Here is a 23,847-nt window from a genome sequence, read left to right on the forward strand (position 1 = left end):
CTTCTTACTTGCGCATTTTCGGATCTAGCGCATCACGAAGCCCATCGCCGAGAAGATTGAAGCTCAATAGAATTAAGCTGAAAATAATCGTCGGGAAAATAAGGCGATGCGGATACAAACGTATATAGTTAGCACCGTCTGACAGCAAGTTTCCTAGCGATGCCAGCGGAGGCTTAACACCAAGACCAATGAAGCTTAAGAATGCTTCGGTAAAGATCGCAGATGGCACAACGAATGTGATCTGTACAATAATTATACCAAGTGCGTTGGGGATCAAGCTACGCATAATTATTCTCATGGGAGAAGCTCCCAATGTACGCGAAGCCAGTACAAATTCTTGCTCTTTGAGCGTGAGCATTTGCCCACGAACAAGACGAGCCATCGGAACCCAACCTGTAATACTATACGCGATGATAATCGATGAAACACCTGAGCCGATAACCATGATTAACAAAATTGCAATCAACAAGAACGGAATCGCATAAACGATTTCGATCGAACGTTGCATAATTTCGTCAACTTTTCCGCCGTAGTAAGCCGAAATCCCACCATAGATAACACCTACAACTAAGTCAATAAGCGCTGCTGTGATACCAATGAATAAGGAGATGCGAGTTCCCCACCACACACGCGTCCATACATCACGACCAAAGTCATCCGTACCGAACCAATGTTTAGCAGTTGGACCAATATTTTTAATTTTGAGGTCTTGCGTCTGATAATCGTAGCTCGAAACAAATGGCACAATGATCGCTAGAACGATCAACGTTACCAATATAATTAAGCCAGCCATAGCCAGTCTATTTTTCTTAAGTCGTCTCCATGCGTCCTGCCAATAATTGAGCGAAGGTCTAACAATGACTTCACCAGTTAAAGATTTATTTGAAACGGGAGCAAACTTGAAGTTAGTCTCTGTTGATTCATTTGGAGTTTGCATGAATTATTTCCCGCCTTTCCCAAGACGAATTCTAGGGTCTACAAAGCCATACACGATGTCGGTTAAGAAGATCACTACGATCAAAATTGCTGAGTAAAAAATAGTTAATCCAGAAATCATCGTATAATCATTCGAGTACACCGATGTTACAAAATGCTTACCCAATCCTGGTACACCGAAAATCTGTTCAACTACTAACGTACCTGTGATGACGTTTACAAATATTGGGCCGATGATCGTAATGACAGGTAATATCGCGTTACGAATTGTGTGTTTAAATACGACTGTCAAATTAGACAAACCTTTAGATTTCGCTGTTTTAATATAATCTTGATTCAATACATCCAGCATGGAAGTACGCATTAAACGCGCCAGAATGGCAATCGTACCGAAAGATAACGCAAGTGATGGCAGAATCATGTATTTCGGGCCTTTCCATAAACCAGCAGGTAAAATCCCCCACTTAACACCTACATAGTAAGAAAGCATTGGACCCAAAACGAATGACGGAATGGATACACCTAGAATCGCAATAAACATCGCTGTATAATCACCAGCTTTATTATGGTTCAAGGCCGCAATAATCCCTAAAGTTAAACCAACAACAACCGCAATAACGATTGAAATCAATCCAAGTTCTAAGGATGAAGGAAATGCTTGCTTGATAATATCAGTAACTTTGTGTGCAGGAAATTGAAAGGAAGCTCCTAGATCGCCATGGATGATGTTGTTCATAAATGTCAAATACTGATGCCACAATGGCTTATCTAACCCGTATTGCTTCATCAACATATCTCTCGTAGCTTTCGGAATCTTCTCAGCACTTTCACCTAGTGGATTACCTGGCAAGTTTTTCATCAAGACGAAAGTAAATGTTGCGATCAGCCATAACGTGATGAGCGCATATAGGAAACGGCGAAGAATGAACTTAACCATATTGCTCCTCCTTTATTAAAATATACAGACAAGAATTAGAAGGGGCCGCTCCCACGAGGTGCGAACGGCCCCTTCTCCATGCAAAAACTTCATTTAAATTACTTGATTGTTGCCCATTTCAATTCCCACTCTTGCCCGAAGGAAGGAAGGATCAAACCACTTACACTTTCTTTTTTCAGGTAAGCACGTGTACGGAAGTACAATGGCGCTACACCTTGATCATCCATAAGGATTTTCTCAGCATCAACTAAGGATTTCGCACGTTTTGTTGCATCCGTTTCTGTTTGAGCGGATTTAACAAGTTTATCGTAATCTGCGTTGCTGTAGTCGCCTTCGTCAAACTCGCCGCCAGTTACCCACATATCCAAGAACGTCATTGGATCGTTGTAATCCGCGCCCCATAGGGAAAGAACGATGTCGAAGTCATGTTTGGAGGACAATTCGATACGCAAAGCATGTGGAACTGGGTTCGCTTCAGCTACGTAACCTAGGTTTTGTTTCCATTGTGCAAGAATGAATTCAAGTGATTTTTTCGCAGTTTCTGTATCATCTGCGTTCACTTTCATTTTTGGAAGCTCTGTTAAGCCAACTTCTTTCAAACCTTCAGCAAGCAATTGTTTTGCTTTTGCTGCATCGAACTTCGGCTGTGTATCACCAGCAGTTTTACGGAAATCGCCGCCAGCGCCATCTGATGTACCACCTGGGATTAGACCAGTGGAAGCTACGGATCCGTTAGCAAGAACTGTATCTACATAAGCTTGACGGTCAATTGCCATACCTAAAGCTTGACGGATTTTTTTGTTAGCAAGTGCTGGTTGTTTTTTCACTTGGTACATCAAGTAGGAGTTCGTCAACTCTGGCTTAGGCAGGTTGTCCGGTTTACCTTTGTACAAAGTAAGTTGGTCACGGTTGATTTCAGTTAGATCAGCCGCGTCTGTTTCATATAGGTTAAGGCCTGTATTTGTGTCTTTAACGATATTGATTGTTGCTTTTGTTAATTTCACATTTGCAGCATCCCAGTACTTGTCGTTTTTCACAAGCTCAAGTGTTTGACCGTGATCCCATTTGCTCAAAATGAAAGGACCTGCGCCAATTACTTTATCAGCTTCTGCGCCATATTTGTCGCCAGCTTTTGTTACGAAATCTTCACGTTGTGGCAAGAAAGTTCCGAATGCCAACATGGAAGTAAAGAAGGCAACTGGTTTTTCAAGTGTAATTTCAAGTTGTTTGTCGTTGATTGCTTTAACGCCTAGTGCGTCTTGAGCTTTTTTAACATCTTCAGGCGTTTTAGCTGATGTTACAGCTTCTCCACCTTTAATCCAAGCTACTACGAAGCTATATTGCCCTTTTGTAGCAGGATCCAATGTACGTTTGAAGGAATAAACGAAATCTTGTGCTTTTACTGGTTGTCCATCAGACCAATTCGCATTGTCACGAATATCGATCGTGTACGTTAAACCATCAGCAGAAATTTTTGGCATGTCTTTTGCAAGACCAGCAGTTGCTTTACCATCTTTATCGATACGATATAGACCTTCGTTAAATGCGCTGATAAATGTAAATGCCGCATTCGCTGTTGCTTTGGAACTATCCATAATCGGTGGTTCTGCAGAGAAATTGATTTTAATTTCTTGAGGCTTGTTGGAAGCCGGAGCTGAAGTACCTGTTGCGCCACCGGATGGTGATGCAGATGGTGTTTCCTCATTTTTACCACAACCAACTGCTACGCTACCCATAAGCGTTAATGCTACTGCTGTTGTAACCCACTTTGTCGCTTTCATATAAACTCCTCCTTTAAAATATGTATATCTAGACATCTACGGCCAGATGATTTGTAAGGTTATATAACATAAACCTTTCACCTTTAACCAAGGATATCAATGAAACCGCTTCTTTAATGTTATATATCATTACATAAATCTCTGGTAAAAAAAATTACTAGAGTCTACGCAAGGAATTATAACATATTATGAATGTTTGTCCATAAATAATTTACCATTGACTAATTCACTGGTAAAAAAATTTACCTTAACAGTTTTTTATTATACAACCATCGGTCAATAAAATCTAGACGATTTTCTTTGTTATTTTCTACAAATATCAAAGAAATATTACAAAGTTCAGCTACAATATTGTCCAAAACATCAAATATCAAGAAAACGAAATGAAGAACTAGGTTGAAAATAGGTAGTTTTTACTAATATGCACTACAAAAAGTAGGATATATAACGCGGACAAGCCGACAAAGCTAAGCCTCCAGACAAGCCTGCCTACCTTTAATAAATTCGTTTCACCTTTAAGATGCGTTTGATAACCCCCAATAATACCGAAAGCAATTAATAAAAACAGGATAATTAACCAAAATCCAAATTGGGTTTGAAATAGTTTGTTCCACATTAAAGAAACCGAGCCTAGTAGAAACAACGTGGTCACATCCATGGTTAACCGCGTCGTCATCTTCTTATCTTTGAGAAATAGAAAAACAAGAAACCAAATGATAACGAACGTTATGAATGGCGCAACCGCCAATATCGCATACAACGTGGAAATGATATTCACTAAACCATCCATCCCGAACTGTCACCTCTTATTTTTCTAATGCCTTGATCATCCGATAAATCATGCTATGAGTCGGCAAACTGAGATCAGACTCCTTCGCCAACCGAAGTAAGCTTCCGTTCATATAGTCAACTTCTGTATGCCTTGATGCCTCGATATCCTGCAGCATAGAAGAATGATTGCGACTTGTTGCTTCGCATACCCCAAGAATGGTGTCCCATAAATCATCGGGCAGCCTTATACCTTGGGCATACGCCACGCTTTGCACTTCTTGATAAAGATCATTCATCAGATCGAGGGTCCATGCGGACTCCAGCAATTCTCCATTCCTCATTCGAAGTAGCGCTGTTAGCGGATTAATAACCGCATTAATGGCAAGTTTACTCCAGACCCTGACTTCCATATTTTTCGACAAAACGGTTTGAAATCCTGCTTGCTCCAGCACTTGCACCAACAAATTATGCTGATTATGTTCAGCACCCTCCTCGTTCGATGCCATTTCACCTATATAAGTAATCCCATGACCGGTGTGGTTGACAGCCGTATACCCATTCCGCTTAGCCCCTTCCGTTGTAACAGCAAGCAGTAAGCGATCTTCACCGATGGCTTGGCTTAGCTTCCACTCATGTCCAATGCCATTTTGAAAGCTAACCAGATAAGTAGCTATAGATATGTGATTCTGTATAAATTGAAGAAGCTCCGACGTAATCGCCGTTTGCTTGACCATAAGGAAGATATAATCTAATCGCGGATTGGGAGTGTTAAGAGTCCTATCCACATTCATTTCATCTATATAGCTGCAAAATGACAGGCTGCTCTCATTCACATGTTCCTGTGATTCTCTTTCATTTCGCGTTATACCAACCCTTGTAAGCTCTATTGCTTGCTCTCTCGTCCTAGTGACGACTGTTAATTGACTGCAGTAGGCAGCCATCTTAGAGGCAAAAAGGAGTCCTAGTGAGCCTCCACCAATTATCATGATTCGCATAGATCGACCTCCTAGCTATTGTCCTAGCTTATTATACATGAAAAAAGCCGCAGCCCAAGAGATCCCTTGGACAACGACTTTTACTTGAAGTCTTTACTTAGTACTTCCATTTACACTTAATCTACTCTTTCTAAATTTCCGTTGGCATCCATTTTGAACCGAGGTTTCTCTTCTTCCTCTTCTTCAACAAGGAAAGCCATTTTCCTAGCTCGATCCATAATTTGTATAAGCGCTTTATAATCATCATTCACAACACGGTAATCTGTTTCAACTTCATTAACTTGTTTATTCAGCTTATTATTTTCTCTGCCAAGTCTATCGAGTTCGTCCTCTTTATCCTGCAATTCTTTTTCCAACGTCTTGATATGACGATTCATATCCTGATAGGTGCTCCGCCATTGACGTAAGAATCGAATGACAGCATCTATAGAAAGCGTCTCTTCTGTAAAGGATTCACTTTTACCCGCTTGAGCCTCCGGGCTATCAAGAAGACCAATCGTAGATGAGCCTGAAATCGAAACGGGTGCATGTTTTTTCAACTGCGTCCGTTTCTGACGCTGCGCTTTGGCGATTTGAATCGCTGCTTCATACTTCTTTCTAACAAAACTGTTCCAACGGAACCCACATGCAGCCGCTGTTCGTCCAATGCGCTCGCCAACTTCTTCAAACGCAGATAATTGTGTACTTCCTTCTCGGATATGACGCAATGTCAACTCCGCTAAAATTAAATCGTCTTCATCGCTCCAAGCATCTTGTCTAATTGCCGACATAAGGTCAAACCTCCTAACATAATATAGGGAGCTTCGCATGTTTTGAACAAAGTCTCTCCTACCCACGGTTACATCATAAAGAAGAATCAATTTGTCAAGTCAGGGTATCAATTGATTCGTGCCATTATTACTATTTCTATGCCCGTACTAGAGTTCATAGAATCTATTTGATACTAAATGGTATTGCCAAATTTTTTGACACTCATACATGGGATTCGTATAAAAAGACATACTACGTGTATCTGATGAAATGTTTTCAATTTCGTCACCGTTTGACGGTTTACACCACTTGGATCAAACGGTATAATGTGTTGTAGTTAAAGTGCAACGTGGTATGAGAGGGGGATGTAACGAGAATGGATCGCATGTTTCGGGTTCTAGGTTTTTGGACACTTGTTATCGCACTAATGAGCTTAGCTGGCGATATGATACCTATGTCTCTGATTTTCTTTTTTCAAACTGCCGTATTCGTCATTCTAGGCTATATGCGCTTGTCAGAACGTACTTACATATTGTTGTTCTGGGGATATATGATTATCTCCTTCAGCGGATTTACGTACTGGTCATTTTTCAAAATGTCCATCTAATCCACACAACAAACAAAAAGGTGAGTTGGCTCTTAAGCCAATTCACCTTTTTTCGTTGTGATGCACACTTTAAATAATTCACTCATTCCGTCACTCAGTAGCAATTGTCGAATCGAACGGTTCCGTTTGGAAACTTCACTGAACGGATTCGGATCAGCATGATTTTGTAATTTTTCCAAAATGCCTTGATCAACCAAGAACTGTCGCTGCGTTACTAACGGACAGACATCAAAACCGGATGCCATAGCGGCCCTTTGGCAATAGCTAAAATTCACATGAGCTGTTATATCCTGTTCCCCCGGGAACAAGAACGGATTATCATGAGCTTCATGCTTGCGATAGCACATCAGCGTTCCTTGATGTCTGTGCGGCGCGAATAGTTCAGACTCGATGTCTCCATAATCAATGGCGATGACAGCACCGCTGCGCATTCGCCCAGATAGTCTGGCATACCAATCCCATGCACCCAGATTCACTTCCCCTATTTGTCCCTCACGCCATTGAACTTCTATAGAAGAAAGATAGTCTAAAGTACGTTGTGATTCTACAGGGAACCAAACCTCTATGAAATGAGGGAGTTGATCCTGCCAAGTCACATAAGACTCTTGGTAATGATCATCCAGATATCGGACTCTTTGGACTGGGAAAGCATCAAGCAGTTCATTGGCAATTACATAAACATGTTCCTCTGGCATCTCTTTCAGCCACTCTGTTTCATCTACGAAACGCGTTAAGGCAGCATGTTCTACCAGCCTGTCTCTTTGGAGTTGACGGTGGTAGGGACTAGATTCAATGATTGCATAGGAAGTACGAGCGTAAACGTTAGGGAAAGATGACTTTAATTCATCAAGAATCTGCAAAGCCATCCGTCCATTCCCACCACCCCATTCAACAAGTTGGATAGACGCCGGCATCCTGATAGATTGCTGCAAATCCTTACTGATATACGAGGCTACCATTTCCCCCATCACCGTGCCGATCGAAGAGCTTGTGTAGAAATCGCCTTGTTTACCAATCTTGATTTGATCATTTCGATAGTATCCGTAAGTCTCTTGATATAAGCAGATTTCCATATAGGTTTGAAAAGGAATTCGTTGATTGGCCGCGGTTTTAATCGCTTCCTTTAAGGCTGAAACGACACCAACATTCCCTATTCGTTGCTCCATGTCACAACCCCCAGTTCTTTACTTACAGACAAATGAATACGAAACCCTTATAATGAAAAAGGATTATGGAAGGAGAGACAGCCCCGCATGTCAAAAAAATGGATTACCTTAACAGCGATAACGGCAATTAGCCTAGTCTCGTTGACAGCTTGTACCGATAACACCAAAGTGAAAGAAGCATTTCAACAATCCGTAAACAAACAAACAGAAATGAAGTCGTATACCTTTGATGGTAACACGACACTATCGATCAGTGATGGTTTGATGAAATCAGCCAACCCTCTTACGAACGGGTTGTTGTCTTTGATCAGAGAAAGTACAATAACTTGGAAGGGGATCAGCAATGTAGACCCGCTTCAATTCCAAACTGACCTGCAGGTTACGGCCAAAGGATCAACATCCCCTATTGCCATACCAATTCTCATTAAAGATAGCAAAATGTATTTTAATATGCCAGTCTTAAATAAAACGGCTGATGAGTATTATGCGATCGATTTGCAAAAAATGAGCCAATCTTCCAGCCCATTAACAGCAGACACTTTAAAGAATTCGTCTCAAGTATCTAGTACGCTAAGTAAATTGATTTTTGAAGGCATCGATGCGAAGTGGTATAAAGAATCCAAAGACCCTGTGAAGTTGAGCGATGGCACCTCCGCTAAGTCGATACAGGTTGATTTAACATCGAAGAATGAGAAGGAAATCAATAAGCAATTCCAGACCAAATTACCAGAATTTGTTGATACCTTGAAATCGAACGGCTTCCTGTCCGCAGACAAAGCGGAAGTTCTTAAGAAAAATGACTTAGGCTCCCTTCAACTCAAAGCACCAAGCTCCATGAAGGTTGCTATTGACGATAAAGGCTTTATTCGCGACCAAACGCTAGATATTACGTTCGCTGTAACCGTAGATGGCAAAGCCCTCGACAATCATATCCTGCTTCATCAGACGTATGATGCGATTAATCAAGGCACGCCGTTAAGCAAGGAAGTCCCTGCTAAGGTGAAGAGCTTCGATGACATTTTGAAGTTAGTAGCACCTGCTGCCAAAAAATAGATGTAGGGTGAAATACTTACCTTTCCCCAAAGGTAAGTATTTTTTTGTGCTTCATTTAATAGAAATATGATAATCTATTCATAGGGGGAGAATACCATCAATGAAATCTAAAAAACTCACAGCGATGCTGTTGTCTATTGTTATGCTAACGCAGCTCACATTGCCGTATACAGCAGTTTCGGCCGAAGAGACCGGCACGGCACAAGACGAAGCGAAAGAGCTAGTCCAAAAAGGACTCACCATTTTTGAAATCGATAAAGAAGTCGCTCGCTTAAATGATCAGGATGCCAAAATCGGCGAACAAATCAAGCAGAACGAGCAAGATATAGCGAAGCAAAGCGGAAATGTCGATACCACTCGCAAGCACGCCGGCAAAGTATTACGCGCTTATTATACAGGAGATCGGGATTCGATCTGGATGCTGCTATTCGCTGCCAGCTCCTTCACCGACGCGCTTCGAATGTTTGAATACCTGCAAATGATTATCACCAATGATCATCGATCTTTGGCGATGTTTACGGATTCCTTTCAGAAGTTGAAGAAACTACAAACCGTGTTAGCTGACTCGCGAACTCAACTTCAGACGACCAAGGATAAACTGCTTCAACAACGCGAAAGACTCGTTAAACTTCAAGAAGATTTGGACAAACAACTCGCGATCAGTACGCAAGCCGCGGCGATCACAGCGCAAATCAAGAGCTTGAATGATCAATGGAAACAAGATGGCTTGCCGTTAGCGAGGGATTACTTAGATAATTTGTCCACGGCTTTCCGGGCGCTACCAGATTTTCTAATGGCTGGTAAATATATTAGCGTCACTTCCAATACGCCAGTTGTCAATCTGACCGACACCGATTTCAACGCGTATCTTCACTCCAAAAGCGATCTTCTCCAAACATTGAATTTCGAATTCAAGGATGGCGCTATGATTGCTACAGGCAAAAAAGGTGACCTGCAGATTTCCATATACGGGAACTTCGTTCTGCTTACGAATGCAGATAATATGAATGAGGTGCGGTTTGTCGTAGACAATCTGGAATTTAACGGCTTCAAGCTGCCTGATACGACAATTGCTGACTTTTCGAAAGATTTTCAGCTAGGCTTCGTCCCGAAAAAAGTAGCAAGTTATCTCGATGTGCTTAGTGTAGAGACCAAAAAAGGTGTAGCAGTTGTGAAACTCAAAATATCTCTGTAAACTACTAGTACAGATAATCAAGATAAAGTGAGGACTAACAGCGATGGAATCTAAAATTGGTCTTATGATGGACCTGCCTGACGGGAAAATCCCCGGCTTTTACGCTCAAATTATCAAAGCACTTGCCGATAAAGTCGAGCTATTCGACCGTGACAAAGAAATGCTAATTGTCAGCAATGAAGAGCAGCGACGTGCTGCTCTCGAGGTAATGGTGCATTTTAACATTGAAACCACGCCGATGGCGCTTCGTTTGCTCCAAGAGGATGCCGAATTGACCGATTTGTTCAGTGATTATGGCTTTACTAGCCGCGCCGAACATCATTATCTGTATGACAAAATCGTCACCTCCTTCCGATTCACGACGGACAGCCCTCCTGTTGAGGTCGATCAAGCTGCGCTTCAAGTGGAAGAACACCTCATCGCGCAGTACAAGGATCTGGATAATCGAGATGTGTACGTTGTTGATCGACAGCTCGAGGAACTCATGTTTGGCATTGCCAAAGCCTATCGATGTAAGATCGAAGTGCAATGAAAAAAGCCCACATCGTCGGATGTGGGCTTTTCTTTCTTTTTTTAAAGCAAATCTGCCGCCAATTGTGCCAGATGAGAACGCTCACCGCGCTCTAACGTGATGTGTCCGCTAATCCCTTCCTGTTTGAAGCGCTCTACCACGTACGTAAGGCCGTTACTAGAGGCATCCAGGTATGGATGGTCGATTTGATCAGGATCGCCTAAGAGGACGATCTTACTGCCTTCTCCCACACGTGAGACAATCGTCTTGACTTCGTGCTTCGATAAGTTCTGTGCTTCATCAATGATAATAAATTGACCAGGAATGGACCGTCCACGAATATACGTCAACGCCTCTACTTGAATACTACCTAAACCAGCAAGTATTTTTTCAATATCGCCTGGTTTTTTGGTATCAAACAAATACTCCAAATTATCATAGATCGGCTGCATCCAAGGACGCAACTTTTCATCTTTTTCACCAGGCAGGTAACCGATATCCTTGCCCATCGGAACAACTGGACGAGCAATCAACAGCTTCTTGTACTTGCGATCATCCTCAATTTTCATGAGCCCCGCAGCTAACGTAAGCAGCGTTTTACCTGTTCCCGCTTTCCCTGTCAGGGTGACGAGCGGGATATCGTCATTGAGCAGAAGCTCAAGAGCCATTCGCTGCTGCGCATTCCGCGCTGCAATTCCCCAGATGGGATCATTACTCATGTAAAGCGGCTCAAGCTTTTTGGCGTCCGGTGTGACTTTGAGCAGAGCAGATTTGGAAGAGCCTAGCTCATCCCGCAAAATGACAAATTCATGCGGGTGCAGCATGTAGCCCAAATTCAGTGAAGTCACGGTCAAGAAGCGGTACGAGTAAAACTCATCAATGACCGATGGATGCACGAAAAGCGTGATATACCCCGTATACATATCGGTTTGAGCTACTATCCGATCCGTTAAATAATCCTGCGCCGGAATACCAAGGACATCCGCCTTAATCCGAACAAGCGTATCTTTACTTACGATCACGACGGGTCTGGCGATATCATTTTCTTGCTCTTCTAAATGGTAGTTAAGCGCAACCGCAAGAATGCGATTATCATTCGTTAATTCAGCAAACGTATCTTGCAATTTCGCAAAACTGCGATGGTTAAGCTCCACTTTGATACTGCCGCCATGGCCAAGTGTAATGCCATCGGATAAGTTGCCTTTGGCTCTTAATCCGTCTAGCAATCTCGAAACATGTCTGGCATTGCGACCGATTTCATCCGCATTTCGTTTCTTCGAATCGATTTCCTCCAACACCACGGCGGGTATGACTACTTCATTATCTTCGAATGCGAATAGGGCATTAGGGTCCTGAAGCAGTACATTGGTATCCAACACGTAAATTTTTTTCATTGGTGTGTCCCCTCCCAGATTTGGCGTTAGATCATTGGTTATATTCATACATACAACCTAACTGTGCAGGACAAACTAAACGCGAGATTCAAGGAAAGAAGGGAACGATTCTGGTGAGACTAATATGCGTATGTGCACTGATACTTACCCTCGCGGTAGGCTGCAGTCAAGCGCCGAAAAGTGGTGCCCCCTCTCAAGATACGAATCAAAAACAAGTAAAAGTTCAACAAATTGCTCCGCAAAAGCTTGAAATCAAAGATTCGAAGGCAGTTGCAGCGCATTTGGAAAACCTAGCAATGGGTATCCCGTTAGTAGAGAGCGCTCACTGCGTTGTCTTCGGCAATACAGCTGTTCTCGGCATTAACATTAAGAAAGACCTAGATCGTTCTAAAGTAGGTACCGTCAAGTACTCGGTAGCTGAGGCACTCAAGAAGGATCCGTACGGTGTTAATGCGATCGTGACGGCTGACATGGATTTAGATCAACGCTTACGCAATATCCGGGATAACATCAAGGCAGGAAGACCGGTCACAGGCTTTGCAGAACAAATGGCTGATATTGTAGGTCGAGTCATGCCTCAGCTGCCACGTGATATTCGCAATGATCAAGATATAGATAACGCCGGCCCCAATGGCAACAGTCCACAGGTTCCAGCCCGATAAATCGCTGAAGATGACAAAAAGCCTGACTGCAGACGCAGATCTAGGCTTTTTTTATCGCATCAAAAACTCGGCCGAGTGAAAAGAGGTTGTCTCGGCTCTCACAAGCTTTTGCATATTCAGCTTTAATTAACAGTTCGGCGCTATCCAACCATTGCTTCATTGTAGCAGTTAGGTGTTCAGCCATATCGTTTGCGCCTCCTACTAGGTGGTTGAAAACGCTCCTTACACTTACAGTATAGCATAGCTAGTGCCAAGCGTTCCACCATTATGTATCTATTTTCAGATAGGCTGAGTACTCCTTTTTCACCCAGATATACATTAGTGTACGTTCATTAACGCAACTTATGTCCGTCAATTCACAGCGTTAAACCGCTATTGATTGTTGTAAATAGGGTTGGAGTTGATATCATCTAACAGCTTCTCTGCGCTCTCACGATCAAAGTGATGTCGATGATACTCTCCCTCATGTTCATAACCAATCCAAATCTTCATGTCGTCTGATTCTGGCAGAATAGTAAGATTACTGACTCCATGATCTTCACGAAGGATGAGTGCAAAGAAATCAAGTGTCTCCTTGGCCGCTTCATCCTCAGGTCTTGCTTCTGAAACGATATGCATTTGCAGCCAATTGAAGAAAGCATCGCCAAGCTTCATGTCAACATCCGTCCTCTCTTAATAGCACAATGTCATAACCAGCTTCTAACCACTCGCGCCACTGTTTCAGCCAACCTTTAGGAGGACCTTCTAATGAACCCGCTTCTTCCTCCATGACTGACAACAGTAAACCGGCCTCTTGGTTAGTCAACAAACGATCGAGGAACGCTTCTGCGCAATGCGATAGATGTAAAGGCTCACCATTAAATACGAGATCCTCTTCAAGCGTTAGATCTAATTCTACGAGCTCTGAACCACATACATCTTCATCGTCACTCAGAAGCAGACTTGCTTTAAACATCGGGAGTAATCGCGGATGCTGATGGGCCGCCATTTGGCGGAAAGCTTCAAAATCCGAAGCAGCAGGAATATCCATACGCGCGGCACCTAAGGTCAAAGGCGAATAACTTACGATGGGCGTTAACCAATATCGAGTCATAAGGCAAGGGCTCCTCACTCAATTAAGTCGGTCTTTTACCGCTTCTTTTTTCCATAAAATATCGAATTCTCACCATAAACATCATCGCGATCGCAACCGTTAAGCAGAGTACAATGGGCAATCCGACAATTTGAAAGACGAGCAGCATCACAGACCCGATGGCAAGCAGCACATAAATGAGTGCCGTCTTGAGGACAGGCAACTTACGTGTGCGGAACACTTTATTATACACATAGGACATGAAAACAAAGATTAAGAGATACGTGATTAAGAGGTGATTGGCGAACCATTCATTCAAGGCAGTCAACGAACATACACTCCATTTCATCAATAAGTTAATAATTATACAAGCAACTATTCCCCATTATCCCTTAAAACGACAAAGAAATAAAGGGAAATGCGGCGTGATAGCCGACATTTCCCTTTATTCGAACACTTTGTGAATTAAACGTTAGCTTCCGCCGTTTTGCGGTGCTTCTCAGCACGCTCGCGCTCGCTCTTGTTCAAAATCTTTTTACGGATACGAACAGATTTCGGAGTGATTTCGCAATACTCGTCATCATTCAAATACTCAAGCGCTTGCTCCAAGGAGTACGAGCGAGGAGTTTTCATTTTTACTGTTTCTTCTTTATTCGCGGAACGGATGTTATTAACCGCTTTTTCTTTACAGATGTTAACGATAATATCATTGTCACGTGTGTGCTCACCAACAACCATACCTTCGTAAACTTCTGTTTGTGGATGCACGAACAAGATACCGCGATCTTCTACAGAAAGAATTCCGTAAAGTGTGGATACACCGGATTCACTGGAAACCAGTACGCCTTCGTGACGTCCGCCAACGCCAGCTCCTTGGTAAGGACCATAGCTGTCGAACGCATGGTTCATAATTCCGTAACCGCGTGTCAGTGTCAGGAAGTTCGTTCTGTAACCGATCAAACCGCGTGCTGGGATTTTGAACTCTAGACGAACGTTACCACTGCCGTTATTAATCATGTTGACCATTTCGGCTTTACGAGAACCTAAGCTCTCCATTACGGAACCCATACTGTCTTCAGGAACATCGATGATCAAATGCTCGATTGGCTCCATTTTTTGTCCGTCGATTTGACGAATGATAACTTCCGGTTTGGAAACTTGCAATTCAAAGCCTTCACGGCGCATGTTTTCGATCAGAATACCTAAGTGAAGCTCACCGCGGCCTGATACAACGAATGCATCCGGGCTGTCTGTATCTTCAACGCGCAAGGAAACATCTGTTTCAAGCTCTTTGTATAGACGCTCACGGATTTTACGGGAAGTCACCCATTTACCTTCGCGGCCTGCGAATGGTGAGTTATTCACGATAAATGTCATTTGAAGCGTTGGCTCATCGATTTTCAAAACTGGCAAAGCTTCTGGGTTCGCAGGATCTGCAACCGTTTCACCAATGTTAATATCTTTGATCCCTGCAATGGCAATGATGTCCCCTGCAGCTGCTTCTTCGATTTCAATACGTTTCAAGCCACTGAAGCCGAAAAGTTTTTCGATTCTAGCTTGTTTTTGTCCGCCTTCACGTGTCATAACCGTAACTGTTTGACCTTGACGGATTTTACCACGGTTCACACGGCCTACACCGATACGACCCAAGTACTCATTGTAATCCATCAATGTAACTAGGAACTGAAGCGGTTGTTCAACATCTTCTGTTGGAGCTGGGATGTGCTGAACAACTGTTTCATAAATTGCTTCCATGTTATCATCTTGTTTCTCTGGATCAAGACTTGAAGTTCCTTGCAATGCAGAAGCATATACAACGTGGAAATCAAGTTGCTCGTCAGTTGCGCCAAGCTCGATGAACAAGTCAAGAACTTCATCAACAACTTCTTGTGGACGCGCATTTGGACGGTCAATTTTGTTCACGACAACTACTGGAGAAAGGTTGCTCTCAAGTGCTTTACGCAGAACGAATTTCGTTTGTGGCATTGTACCTTCGAAAGCATCAACTACCAGCAATACGCCGTCTACCATTTTCATGATACGTTCAACTTCTCCGCCGAAGTCAGCATGCCCAGGTGTATCTACAATGTTAATCAAGTAATCTTTATAGTTAATCGCTGTATTTTTCGCAAGAATGGTAATACCGCGTTCTCTCTCTAGATCGTTAGAATCCATTGCTCTTTCTTGAACAGCCTCGTTATCACGAAATGTTCCGGATTGTTGAAGCAATTTATCTACGAGTGTTGTTTTGCCGTGGTCAACGTGTGCGATAATCGCGATGTTGCGAATCTTGTCTCTTGCATGCATGAATGTCAAACCCTCTCTACCCTATAATTTTCGTCTCTGTTCATAAAACAAGCGTCGGACATAAGCGCCGACGCTTGACATTTACCCTTAGTATACGCAGTTTCTCGACATTATGCAAGATAAAAGGCGCATAAAACAAAACTTTTCACTGGAAAGAGGCGCGATCACCAAAATCTGCGCTTGCGGAAAATCATGGAAAGTCCAGCAATGACAAGGATCAAAGCGATTACATAAATCCCTAATTTAATCAGCACTGTTAAGCAAAATAAGATAGCTGCAACGACACCCAGGACCATAGCTGCAATCCAAATACTTCGATCACTACCACGATCAAACAAATGAAGTTCATATAATCCAATCGCTACGCCTAATATGAAGCCAGGCCAAATATAGCTCATGGAGCCCCAGCCGAATAAATTGCAAAAGAAAAACATCAGTGCATACGTCGTTAGAATGCCTCCTGGAACGAGCACACCCGCAGGTAATCTTCGGTTAAAGTACAAGTAATGAAAGAGCAGTCCAGGCACGAGTAAGATAAGCGGCCAAAAGAATGAAAGAAGAAGCTGGAAGAACCCTAGTTTGCCCAGCAATAACAAAACGGCCAAGCCAATAAATAAAATTCCGATGGAGTAGCTATTTCTAGCGATACGAATCCCTCCTAAATGTTTACAGCATAATGGGATGTGCTTATAAGATTAATCGACATCCTTCAACAAATAGTTTAGCGTACCTGACATGAAAATGCTAGGTGTTTATCGCCAAATAAAGTTGCGTTCATTTCCCGATCCTAGGGAAGACTAACTCACGTGCAAATCCCTTATTTACAGCTAAAGGGTTTGTCGATCTACAACTGGGGAGGCAGCATGAAACAATCCGTCACAAGCAAACAAAAACAACGAAAACCTTTATGGACCAAAGATTTTTTGATCACAGCCCTGGCCAATCTATTGCTTTTCTTCAGCTTTCAAATGCTCATTCCGACCATCCCAACACATTTGTCGCAATTAGGCGGGGATAATGTACAAGTGGGTCTCGTGATTGGCATATTTACAATATCTTCATTATTAACTCGCCCTTTTGCTGGACGGGCTCTAGATTTATTAGGAAGAAAGCATGTGCTGCTTGTCGGCTTAGCCATTTGTGCGCTCACGATCGCTGGCTACTCCTACATCGCAGCAGTCACACTTATTCTCGCTGCACGCTTCGTACATGGTATAGGCTGGGGCCTTTCTACAACTTCTCTGGGCACCGTAATTGCCGATATCATCCCCGCGGAACGGCGAGGAGAAGGCATGGGCTATTACGGATTATCCAACACCTTTGCCATGGCAGTTGGGCCGCTCACCGGCCTGTGGATTATGCAAGCATACAGCTTCCGTTATGTGCTTCTAGTATCTACATGCCTAGCTATTCTATCTTTATTCAGCTCACTCTTTATTACATACCCGAAACCGATCACATCTTTACATCCAACCCAACGATCTCGTTTTGTCGATCGATTGTGGGAACGTTCGGCCCTTCTTCCCTCATCTCTCTTGCTCTGCACAGCCATTTGTTATGGCGGCATCGTTACCTTTATCACCTTATTTGGTCGTGAGACGGGCATTCCGAATGTAGGTTTGTTCTTCTTCTGTAACGCCAGCATGGTCCTGCTCGTGCGGCCAGTTACTGGTGTACTGTTTGATCGCAGAGGACCCGAATGGGTGCTCATTCCTGGCGCCATCTTCACCATAAGCGGGCTGTTTCTGCTATCTTATGCACATTCCAATCTCAGCTTAGCACTGGCTGCACTTTGTTACGGTGTAGGCTTCGGTTCGATTCAACCCGCTTTACAGGCCTGGACCATATCACGCTCGTCGCCGGAACGACGCGGGGCAGCAAATGGCACCTTCTTCTCTGCCAACGATCTCGGTATTGGCTTAGGTGCCATGGTGCTAGGAGCGCTTGCCAACTGGAGCGGCAGTTATGCGCTGATGTATCGCTATTCCACGATCCTTATCGTCTTGTTTCTTGTGATCTATGGTTGGTCCTTCTGGACCTTAACGCTGCACAAAAAAACAGCACACTGACAACGCGTCAGTGTGCTATATCTGTTATTCATTCCTAGTCTTGAATGAGAGCAATCGCACCCATTTCGCAATACCGCCTGTCGCAATCACGACAACTGTCGCCATAATCGGAATCCAAACATGGAGAAACTCATAATCATGCAGCAACCAGTCGATCATTTTGTCATCCTTAACGAACATCTCCCCTGCGGTATAACCGAGAATTCCTGCGCCCATATATACCAGAATCGGATATTTTTGCAGCAGTGTCATAACCATCGTGCTTCCCCAAATAATAATCGGGATACTTAGTCCTATTCCTAAGATGATGACCGTATTATTGCCATTCCCCTTGGCAGCGATCGCTAAGACATTATCCAAACTCATCACAAAATCAGCGACGATAATTGTCCATATCGCCTTGCCAAGTGTTGCAGCCTCTTTCACATTCGCATGGCCATCTTCGTCAGTGAGCAGCTTAATGGCGATCCATAATAGCAGCACAGACCCGCCCGCTTGAATGAATGGAATATCCAGTAAACTTACAGCGACAAGTGTCAGAATCAAACGCAAGGCAATGGCCCCGAAGGCCCCCCACCAGATCGCCAGCTTGCGCTGATCCAGCGGAAGGTTTTTGCTAGCAAGCGCGATGACAACGGCATTATCTCCGCTCAGCACAATGTTAATTAACATAATTTGCAGAAATAAAAAGAGCGCATCAATCATGCTTTACATTCCTCCTAGCGAACATGGAGAGCAAATGATTGGAAGTGTGGCGATTACAGCGGCATCAAGAGTTAGAATAAATGGGAATTAGTTTCCTTTTTCAATTGTCCATGCACGATTTCAATAGTTTCTGTTCCTAAGACCGCTTTATCGATCAGATCGTTTAAAAAATCCATGCTCTCTTCCAAATTCTCAACCAACCGCAAGTTAGGATTCGTGCTTGGCGACGGCGGCAGAAATAAGGAACAGCAATCCTCATAGGGGAGAATCGAGATTGGAAATGTACCAATGTTTTCTGCAAGACCAATGATTTCTTGCTTGTCCATCATCATCAACGGCTGCAGCAACGGCAGTGTGACAACCCGCCCAATGACGTTAAGACTCGGTAACGTTTGACTGGCCACCTGTCCTAAGCTTTCACCGGTTACTAAGGCACTGAGTCCTTCTCGCTCTGCGACACGCTCCGCAATGCGGTACATAGCTCTTCGAATGAGTGTAACAAGCAGATTATCCTGATAGGCACGGTGAATCGAGGTTTGAACCTCTGTGAAAGACACCAGATGCAGCTTTAAGGAGTCCGTATAGCCCGCAAGCTGATGAGCAAGCTCGATGACTTTATCCTTTGCACGCTCGCTTGTGTAGGGATAGCTATGGAAATGTATCGCCTCCATGGTAAGTCCCTTACGCATCGCTAACCAACCTGCTACAGGGCTATCAATGCCGCCTGACAGCATCAACAAGGCTTTGCCGCTTGTACCCGATGGAAAGCCGCCTGCTCCTGCAATAACCTCGACATAGAGAAGCACCTTGTCTTCTCGAATTTCAACACGCAATTCAACCTCAGGCTTCTTAACATCCACCTGTAACCCAGGAATGGCTTGTAGAACGTAGCCGCCAACCAAATAATTCATCTGCTGTGAGTCATGGGGAAATGATTTATTCACCCTGCGAACCGTTACCTTAAAGGTCGCTGGTTGTTTCGGCAGTGCCTGCATCATTCGCAGTGCAGTCTCCTGGATCGCCTCTAGCTCTAGTGGCGCGTGAAATGCCGGACTGAAGGAAGCAAGTCCAAATACACGCTGCAGTGCTGCTGAAGTAGGCTCATAAGCAGCACCCCCTAGCTCCACATATACGCGTCCAAACTCGGGAATATACCTGATATCTGGAAAAGAACTTAAAACTTTACGAATTTGAATCATCACACTATGTTCAAAACGCTTCCGATTTTTGCCTTTCAGCATCATTTCGCCAAAACGTAAAATTAGACAATCTGGTTTCATCTTCGCTTCCCCCTGTTGATCATGGATGGATTCCTCATGGGAGCTAGCTCCTTGACCACCTCTTGTAACGTACGTAAGAATTGTGCAATATCTAGTTCTGTATGTTCATCTGAAAAGCTAATCCGCAAGCCGCTCACGGCCAGCTCACGGCTGCAGCCCATTGCCAGCATAACCTCACTCGGTTCTGATTCACCTGACGTACAGGCGGATCTCGTCGAGATATAGATCTCTCGCTGCTCTAGTGCGTGGACGACGACCTCTGCTTTCATTCCTGCAAAAGCAAAATGAACGATGTGTGGAGCCATCTCCTCTTCCTGTTCCGAACCTGTTAGGCTGAGTTCAGGCATTGACGCAATACCCTCTAACAGTAAGCGTCTCAACTTATATTTATGAGCTATTTTCGCAGCTTGATTGTCCATCGTTATTCGCAATGCTTTGGCCATGCCCACAATTAAAGGGACATTTTCTGTTCCTGAGCGAACACCATATTCTTGCCCGCCTCCGGCAAGTTGAGGTTTCAACTGCAGGCCCGTTCTCCGATATAAGAAGCCCACGCCTTTGGGGCCGCGAAATTTATGCGCCGATGCGCTGCATAGATCGATTCCCCATGCTTTTGGCTCCAGCGGTAATTTCGCAAGTCCTTGTACAGCATCGACATGAAAAATGATTTTAGGATACGCTGAGAGATAGCGACCAATGTCTTGAAGCGGTTGAATTGTGCCTACTTCGTTGTTCACATACATGATACTAACTAGAATCGTATCCTCACAAATCGCGGCCTGCAGGTCGGCTAGACTAACGCTCCCTGTATGAGAAACAGGCAAATAGGTGACCCGAAAGCCTTCCTGCTCTAATTGACCGAATACTTCTTTGACCGAAGCATGCTCAATTTGTGTCGTAATAAGATGTTTACCTCGCTGTTGATAACCGTAAGCTGCGCCTTTAATGGCGAGATTGTTGCTTTCGGTCCCGCCGGACGTGCAGATGATCTCATTCGGAGATGCGCCGATCGCTGACGCGATAACGCTCTTCGCACTTTGCAGAAGCTTCTCGGCTTCCACACCCAAACGGTGGATCGAGGATGGATTCCCATAATGGGATTTCATCACCTCGGCGATGGTATCAATAACTTCCTCGTAGAGCGGCGAGGTTGCCGCGTAATCCATATATAGCATAGCAGGCTGATTCCCCTTCACAACCATTAACTACGTCCTTCCTGTTCAGCATGGGAGGCCTTTCATTATTAAAGCCTATAACCCGTGAGAACTCAAGTTTGCTTGTTCAAAAGAAAAAGCCGATCTCCGCATGTCACACGCGAAAATCAGCCTATGTTTACACGTTCTATAGAGAAAAATTTTGACGATGTCCAAGTACTTTGGATACGTAAGCTTGTGTTTCTTTGGGAAGAAACTGCAGCTTTTTCTCCAAATCCTGATCGGTTCGAATACCCAAACGGTCCACACGACCAGGTCCAGCATTGTAGGCTGCTAATGCAACCCCTTCGTTGCCATTATATTTACTGAGCAAGCCGCTCAGGAAGTGCGTGCCAGCATCTACATTTTGTGCGGGATCAAATGGATTCGTTACCCCATAGCCGCTGCTTGTTCCATCCATCAGTTGCATTAAGCCCTTAGCACCTGCTGTAGAGACAGCCTGATGATTAAACGATGACTCTTGCTGAATAACCGCTTTAACCAGGGATGAGTCTACCCCATATTTCTGACTTGCCGCTTGGATCAGCCCTTCAAATTGTGAAACAGATGACGTTTGTGAGATGGATTGAAGCGGTGTATACGATTTATTTAATGCACCTAGTGCGCTTGGCAAACTATTTAAAGATGGGTTGAGCGATGAAGTATCGAATACATTACTTGTGTCCGTACCTTGTCCCATTAATGAATTCAAAAGTTCACTAAAATCATTCGAATCATCGGTTTCGGAGGAGGACGATGTATCGTCGGCAAACAGACTCAACTTGCTCATCGTCTGAAGCTGAAGCAGCTCCTTCAATACTCTTGGGTCGATTTGGTTCGTATTTGTTACGCTGCTCATCTGTCAGACCTCGCTTTTTGAATTTCAATGTATTTATTGTACACGTTTTGAGCCTTCGCGACCATCCTTTTTTTATTTTCCGATCATAGAAAAAAGACAGTCAATTGACTGTCCCTCTTCGCTTTCAAGAAATATTTTGCTGAAGCATTTCATTGTCATTCGTTGCTCTTCTCACCATGACGCGTGAAATACGTAAATGATCGGTTTCTTCGACGATGAACATAAATTCATCATTATAGCTGACTTGTTGATTACGACTTGGCGGTATTTCGGTCTGGGAATAGATCCAACCACCGATCGTATCATAGTCATCCGACTCAATTTCGAGACCAAAGTAATCGTTCACTTCATCAATTAACAATAAACCGTCAATCGAGAATGTGTTCTCATCCCTCATCTCAATCGTTGGGCGTTCCTCATCGAACTCATCTTGGATTTCCCCAACAATTTCTTCCATGATGTCTTCTAACGTAACTAAACCTGAAGTACCACCGTATTCATCAATCAGCAAAGCCATTTGACTTTTGCGTTTTTGCATCATTTTGAGCAAATCACTGATATGAATGGAATCTGGCACGGTTGTGATCGGTCGAATAATTTTCTTAATACCTTTCAAGTTGGCATCGGGCTTCAATAAATCTTTGATGTGAACGAAACCAATAATATTATCCTTATCGGGATCACATACAGGATAACGTGTTCGCATCTCTTTGATCGCGATGGCTAAGTTCTCTGCATAAGAGAGACCCGCATACAAACATTCCATTTCTGTTCGTGGAATCATGATTTCGCGAGCCGTCGTTTCTGCGAATCCGAATATATTATCAACAAGCGTGAGCTCTGTATTATCTATTAGTCCATTTTTGTGGCTCTCCTGCATCAAGACACGAATTTCATCCTCTGTATGAGCGGATTCATGCTCCGTTGTAGGCTCAATCCCTGCTCTGCGCAGCATCCAATTGGAAATTCCATTCAACATCCAGATGAAAGGGTACATGATTTTATAAAATAATACCATGGGTCCTGAGGAAAGCAATGTAATTTGTTCTGCTTTACGAATCGCGTACGTTTTGGGAAATTGTTCACCTAACGTAATATGAAGAGTGGTCATTAAAGAAAAGGCAATAATAAACGTAATTGTGTGAAAAACGGTATCAGGCAGATGCAGCGGCGCAAATAGTGGCTCCAAAATTTTGGCAAAGGTTGGTTCACCGACATAACCAAGTCCTAACGATGTGAGCGTGATACCTAATTGACAGGCACCTAAGTAGGAATCGAGGTTATTCATAATCCGTTGAGCAAATTTCGCGTTTCGGCGACCTTCCCCAACAAGCGACTCAATACGGCTTCCCCGTACTTTAACCATGGCAAATTCAGCTGCGACAAAAAAACCGTTTAACAACACCAGTCCAAACATTAACAGAAAACTGATTAACGTTTCGGGCAAAGGATCTTCCAATACCTTACCTATCCCCTAACAGGCGCAAAAGCTGCACCGAGGAGAGTAGGTACACCTCCCTTAATTTCGATTTTAAATTTTAAATATCACTATTCATTATATAATAATACTGTAATCATTCAAAGGTGCGAATATGACTCTTGAA

General features: G+C 43.5%; 25 protein-coding genes. 6 read left to right on the forward strand and 19 right to left on the reverse strand.

Annotated elements, in window-relative coordinates:
- Positions 1-4: 4 nt before the first annotated feature.
- From A8709_RS01090 to A8709_RS01115, 6 genes are all read right to left on the reverse strand, one after another.
- Positions 5-937 (reverse strand): ABC transporter permease, encoded by a 933-nt coding sequence (locus tag A8709_RS01090; protein ID WP_065850363.1) that lies wholly within the window; start codon positions 935-937, stop codon positions 5-7.
- Between the two features lie 3 nt (positions 938-940).
- On the reverse strand, positions 941-1,873 hold the full coding sequence (locus A8709_RS01095; protein WP_065850364.1) for an ABC transporter permease: 933 nt from the start codon (positions 1,871-1,873) through the stop codon (positions 941-943).
- Positions 1,874-1,971: 98 nt separating this feature from the next.
- Positions 1,972-3,654, reverse strand: coding sequence for a peptide ABC transporter substrate-binding protein (locus tag A8709_RS01100; RefSeq protein ID WP_065850365.1), 1,683 nt, complete (start codon positions 3,652-3,654; stop codon positions 1,972-1,974).
- Positions 3,655-4,045: 391 nt separating this feature from the next.
- Positions 4,046-4,444: a DUF3397 domain-containing protein gene (locus tag A8709_RS01105; RefSeq protein ID WP_065850366.1), complete on the reverse strand. Its 399-nt coding sequence runs from the start codon at positions 4,442-4,444 to the stop codon at positions 4,046-4,048.
- Positions 4,445-4,460: 16 nt separating this feature from the next.
- On the reverse strand, positions 4,461-5,420 hold the full coding sequence (locus A8709_RS01110; RefSeq protein ID WP_065850367.1) for a ketopantoate reductase family protein: 960 nt from the start codon (positions 5,418-5,420) through the stop codon (positions 4,461-4,463).
- 116 nt (positions 5,421-5,536) lie between these two features.
- Complete coding sequence (locus tag A8709_RS01115; RefSeq protein WP_065850368.1) at positions 5,537-6,190, reverse strand: RsfA family transcriptional regulator; 654 nt, start codon at positions 6,188-6,190, stop codon at positions 5,537-5,539.
- A gap of 356 nt (positions 6,191-6,546) precedes the next feature.
- On the opposite strand from A8709_RS01115, the gene A8709_RS01120 reads away from it, so the two are divergent.
- Positions 6,547-6,777: a DUF2626 domain-containing protein gene (locus A8709_RS01120; protein WP_028558057.1), complete on the forward strand. Its 231-nt coding sequence runs from the start codon at positions 6,547-6,549 to the stop codon at positions 6,775-6,777.
- Between the two features lie 32 nt (positions 6,778-6,809).
- Here A8709_RS01120 and A8709_RS01125 read toward each other — a convergent pair whose 3' ends face one another.
- Positions 6,810-7,943 carry a class I SAM-dependent methyltransferase gene (locus A8709_RS01125; RefSeq protein ID WP_065850369.1) on the reverse strand — a complete coding sequence of 378 codons (1,134 nt, stop codon included), beginning with the start codon at positions 7,941-7,943 and terminating at the stop codon, positions 6,810-6,812.
- Positions 7,944-8,030: 87 nt separating this feature from the next.
- On the opposite strand from A8709_RS01125, the gene A8709_RS01130 reads away from it, so the two are divergent.
- The 3 genes from A8709_RS01130 (at position 8,031) to A8709_RS01140 (ending at position 10,723) form a co-directional block, all read left to right on the forward strand.
- A complete protein-coding gene (locus tag A8709_RS01130) occupies positions 8,031-8,996 on the forward strand; it encodes a hypothetical protein (RefSeq protein WP_065850370.1) in 966 nt (321 codons plus the stop codon).
- A 100-nt stretch (positions 8,997-9,096) separates the two neighbouring features.
- The gene (locus tag A8709_RS01135; protein WP_065850371.1) at positions 9,097-10,191 is read left to right on the forward strand and encodes a murein hydrolase activator EnvC family protein; all 1,095 of its coding nucleotides are present in this window, start codon (positions 9,097-9,099) and stop codon (positions 10,189-10,191) included.
- A gap of 43 nt (positions 10,192-10,234) precedes the next feature.
- Positions 10,235-10,723 (forward strand): hypothetical protein, encoded by a 489-nt coding sequence (locus A8709_RS01140; protein ID WP_065850372.1) that lies wholly within the window; start codon positions 10,235-10,237, stop codon positions 10,721-10,723.
- Positions 10,724-10,764: 41 nt separating this feature from the next.
- Here A8709_RS01140 and A8709_RS01145 read toward each other — a convergent pair whose 3' ends face one another.
- Positions 10,765-12,096, reverse strand: coding sequence for a PhoH family protein (locus A8709_RS01145; protein WP_065850373.1), 1,332 nt, complete (start codon positions 12,094-12,096; stop codon positions 10,765-10,767).
- Between the two features lie 113 nt (positions 12,097-12,209).
- On the opposite strand from A8709_RS01145, the gene A8709_RS01150 reads away from it, so the two are divergent.
- Positions 12,210-12,758 (forward strand): YhcN/YlaJ family sporulation lipoprotein, encoded by a 549-nt coding sequence (locus tag A8709_RS01150; RefSeq protein ID WP_065850374.1) that lies wholly within the window; start codon positions 12,210-12,212, stop codon positions 12,756-12,758.
- Between the two features lie 40 nt (positions 12,759-12,798).
- Here A8709_RS01150 and A8709_RS34355 read toward each other — a convergent pair whose 3' ends face one another.
- The 6 genes from A8709_RS34355 to A8709_RS01175 form a co-directional block, all read right to left on the reverse strand.
- Positions 12,799-12,942, reverse strand: a complete 144-nt coding sequence (locus A8709_RS34355) for a hypothetical protein (protein ID WP_167356968.1) — start codon at positions 12,940-12,942, stop codon at positions 12,799-12,801.
- Between the two features lie 188 nt (positions 12,943-13,130).
- Positions 13,131-13,412 (reverse strand): hypothetical protein, encoded by a 282-nt coding sequence (locus A8709_RS01155; protein WP_065850375.1) that lies wholly within the window; start codon positions 13,410-13,412, stop codon positions 13,131-13,133.
- A gap of 1 nt (position 13,413) precedes the next feature.
- Positions 13,414-13,851 carry a hypothetical protein gene (locus A8709_RS01160; RefSeq protein ID WP_065850376.1) on the reverse strand — a complete coding sequence of 146 codons (438 nt, stop codon included), beginning with the start codon at positions 13,849-13,851 and terminating at the stop codon, positions 13,414-13,416.
- A gap of 22 nt (positions 13,852-13,873) precedes the next feature.
- Complete coding sequence (locus A8709_RS01165; RefSeq protein ID WP_065850473.1) at positions 13,874-14,149, reverse strand: YlaH-like family protein; 276 nt, start codon at positions 14,147-14,149, stop codon at positions 13,874-13,876.
- 146 nt (positions 14,150-14,295) lie between these two features.
- On the reverse strand, positions 14,296-16,137 hold the full coding sequence (gene typA / locus A8709_RS01170; RefSeq protein WP_065850377.1) for a translational GTPase TypA: 1,842 nt from the start codon (positions 16,135-16,137) through the stop codon (positions 14,296-14,298).
- A gap of 164 nt (positions 16,138-16,301) precedes the next feature.
- On the reverse strand, positions 16,302-16,742 hold the full coding sequence (locus tag A8709_RS01175; protein WP_244163061.1) for a hypothetical protein: 441 nt from the start codon (positions 16,740-16,742) through the stop codon (positions 16,302-16,304).
- A gap of 258 nt (positions 16,743-17,000) precedes the next feature.
- Here A8709_RS01175 and A8709_RS01180 point away from each other — a divergent pair, with 258 nt between their 5' ends.
- Positions 17,001-18,206 carry an MFS transporter gene (locus A8709_RS01180; RefSeq protein ID WP_065850379.1) on the forward strand — a complete coding sequence of 402 codons (1,206 nt, stop codon included), beginning with the start codon at positions 17,001-17,003 and terminating at the stop codon, positions 18,204-18,206.
- A 24-nt stretch (positions 18,207-18,230) separates the two neighbouring features.
- Here the strand turns inward: A8709_RS01180 and A8709_RS01185 are convergent, their stop codons facing one another.
- The 5 genes from A8709_RS01185 to A8709_RS01205 form a co-directional block, all read right to left on the reverse strand.
- Positions 18,231-18,911, reverse strand: a complete 681-nt coding sequence (locus tag A8709_RS01185) for a TerC family protein (RefSeq protein ID WP_065850380.1) — start codon at positions 18,909-18,911, stop codon at positions 18,231-18,233.
- 71 nt (positions 18,912-18,982) lie between these two features.
- Complete coding sequence (gene thiI, locus A8709_RS01190) at positions 18,983-20,191, reverse strand: tRNA uracil 4-sulfurtransferase ThiI (protein ID WP_065850381.1); 1,209 nt, start codon at positions 20,189-20,191, stop codon at positions 18,983-18,985.
- On the reverse strand, positions 20,188-21,366 hold the full coding sequence (locus tag A8709_RS01195; RefSeq protein ID WP_065850474.1) for a cysteine desulfurase family protein: 1,179 nt from the start codon (positions 21,364-21,366) through the stop codon (positions 20,188-20,190). Before A8709_RS01195 ends, thiI begins: the two co-directional genes overlap by 4 nt.
- A gap of 166 nt (positions 21,367-21,532) precedes the next feature.
- A complete protein-coding gene (locus A8709_RS35370) occupies positions 21,533-22,243 on the reverse strand; it encodes a lytic transglycosylase domain-containing protein (protein ID WP_065850382.1) in 711 nt (236 codons plus the stop codon).
- Between the two features lie 124 nt (positions 22,244-22,367).
- On the reverse strand, positions 22,368-23,660 hold the full coding sequence (locus tag A8709_RS01205; protein ID WP_065850475.1) for a hemolysin family protein: 1,293 nt from the start codon (positions 23,658-23,660) through the stop codon (positions 22,368-22,370).
- Positions 23,661-23,847: the final 187 nt, after the last annotated feature.

The sequence above is a fragment of the Paenibacillus pectinilyticus genome (assembly GCF_001700435.1).
In the GTDB taxonomy this organism is placed as follows: Bacteria; Bacillota; Bacilli; order Paenibacillales; family NBRC-103111; genus Paenibacillus_E; species Paenibacillus_E pectinilyticus.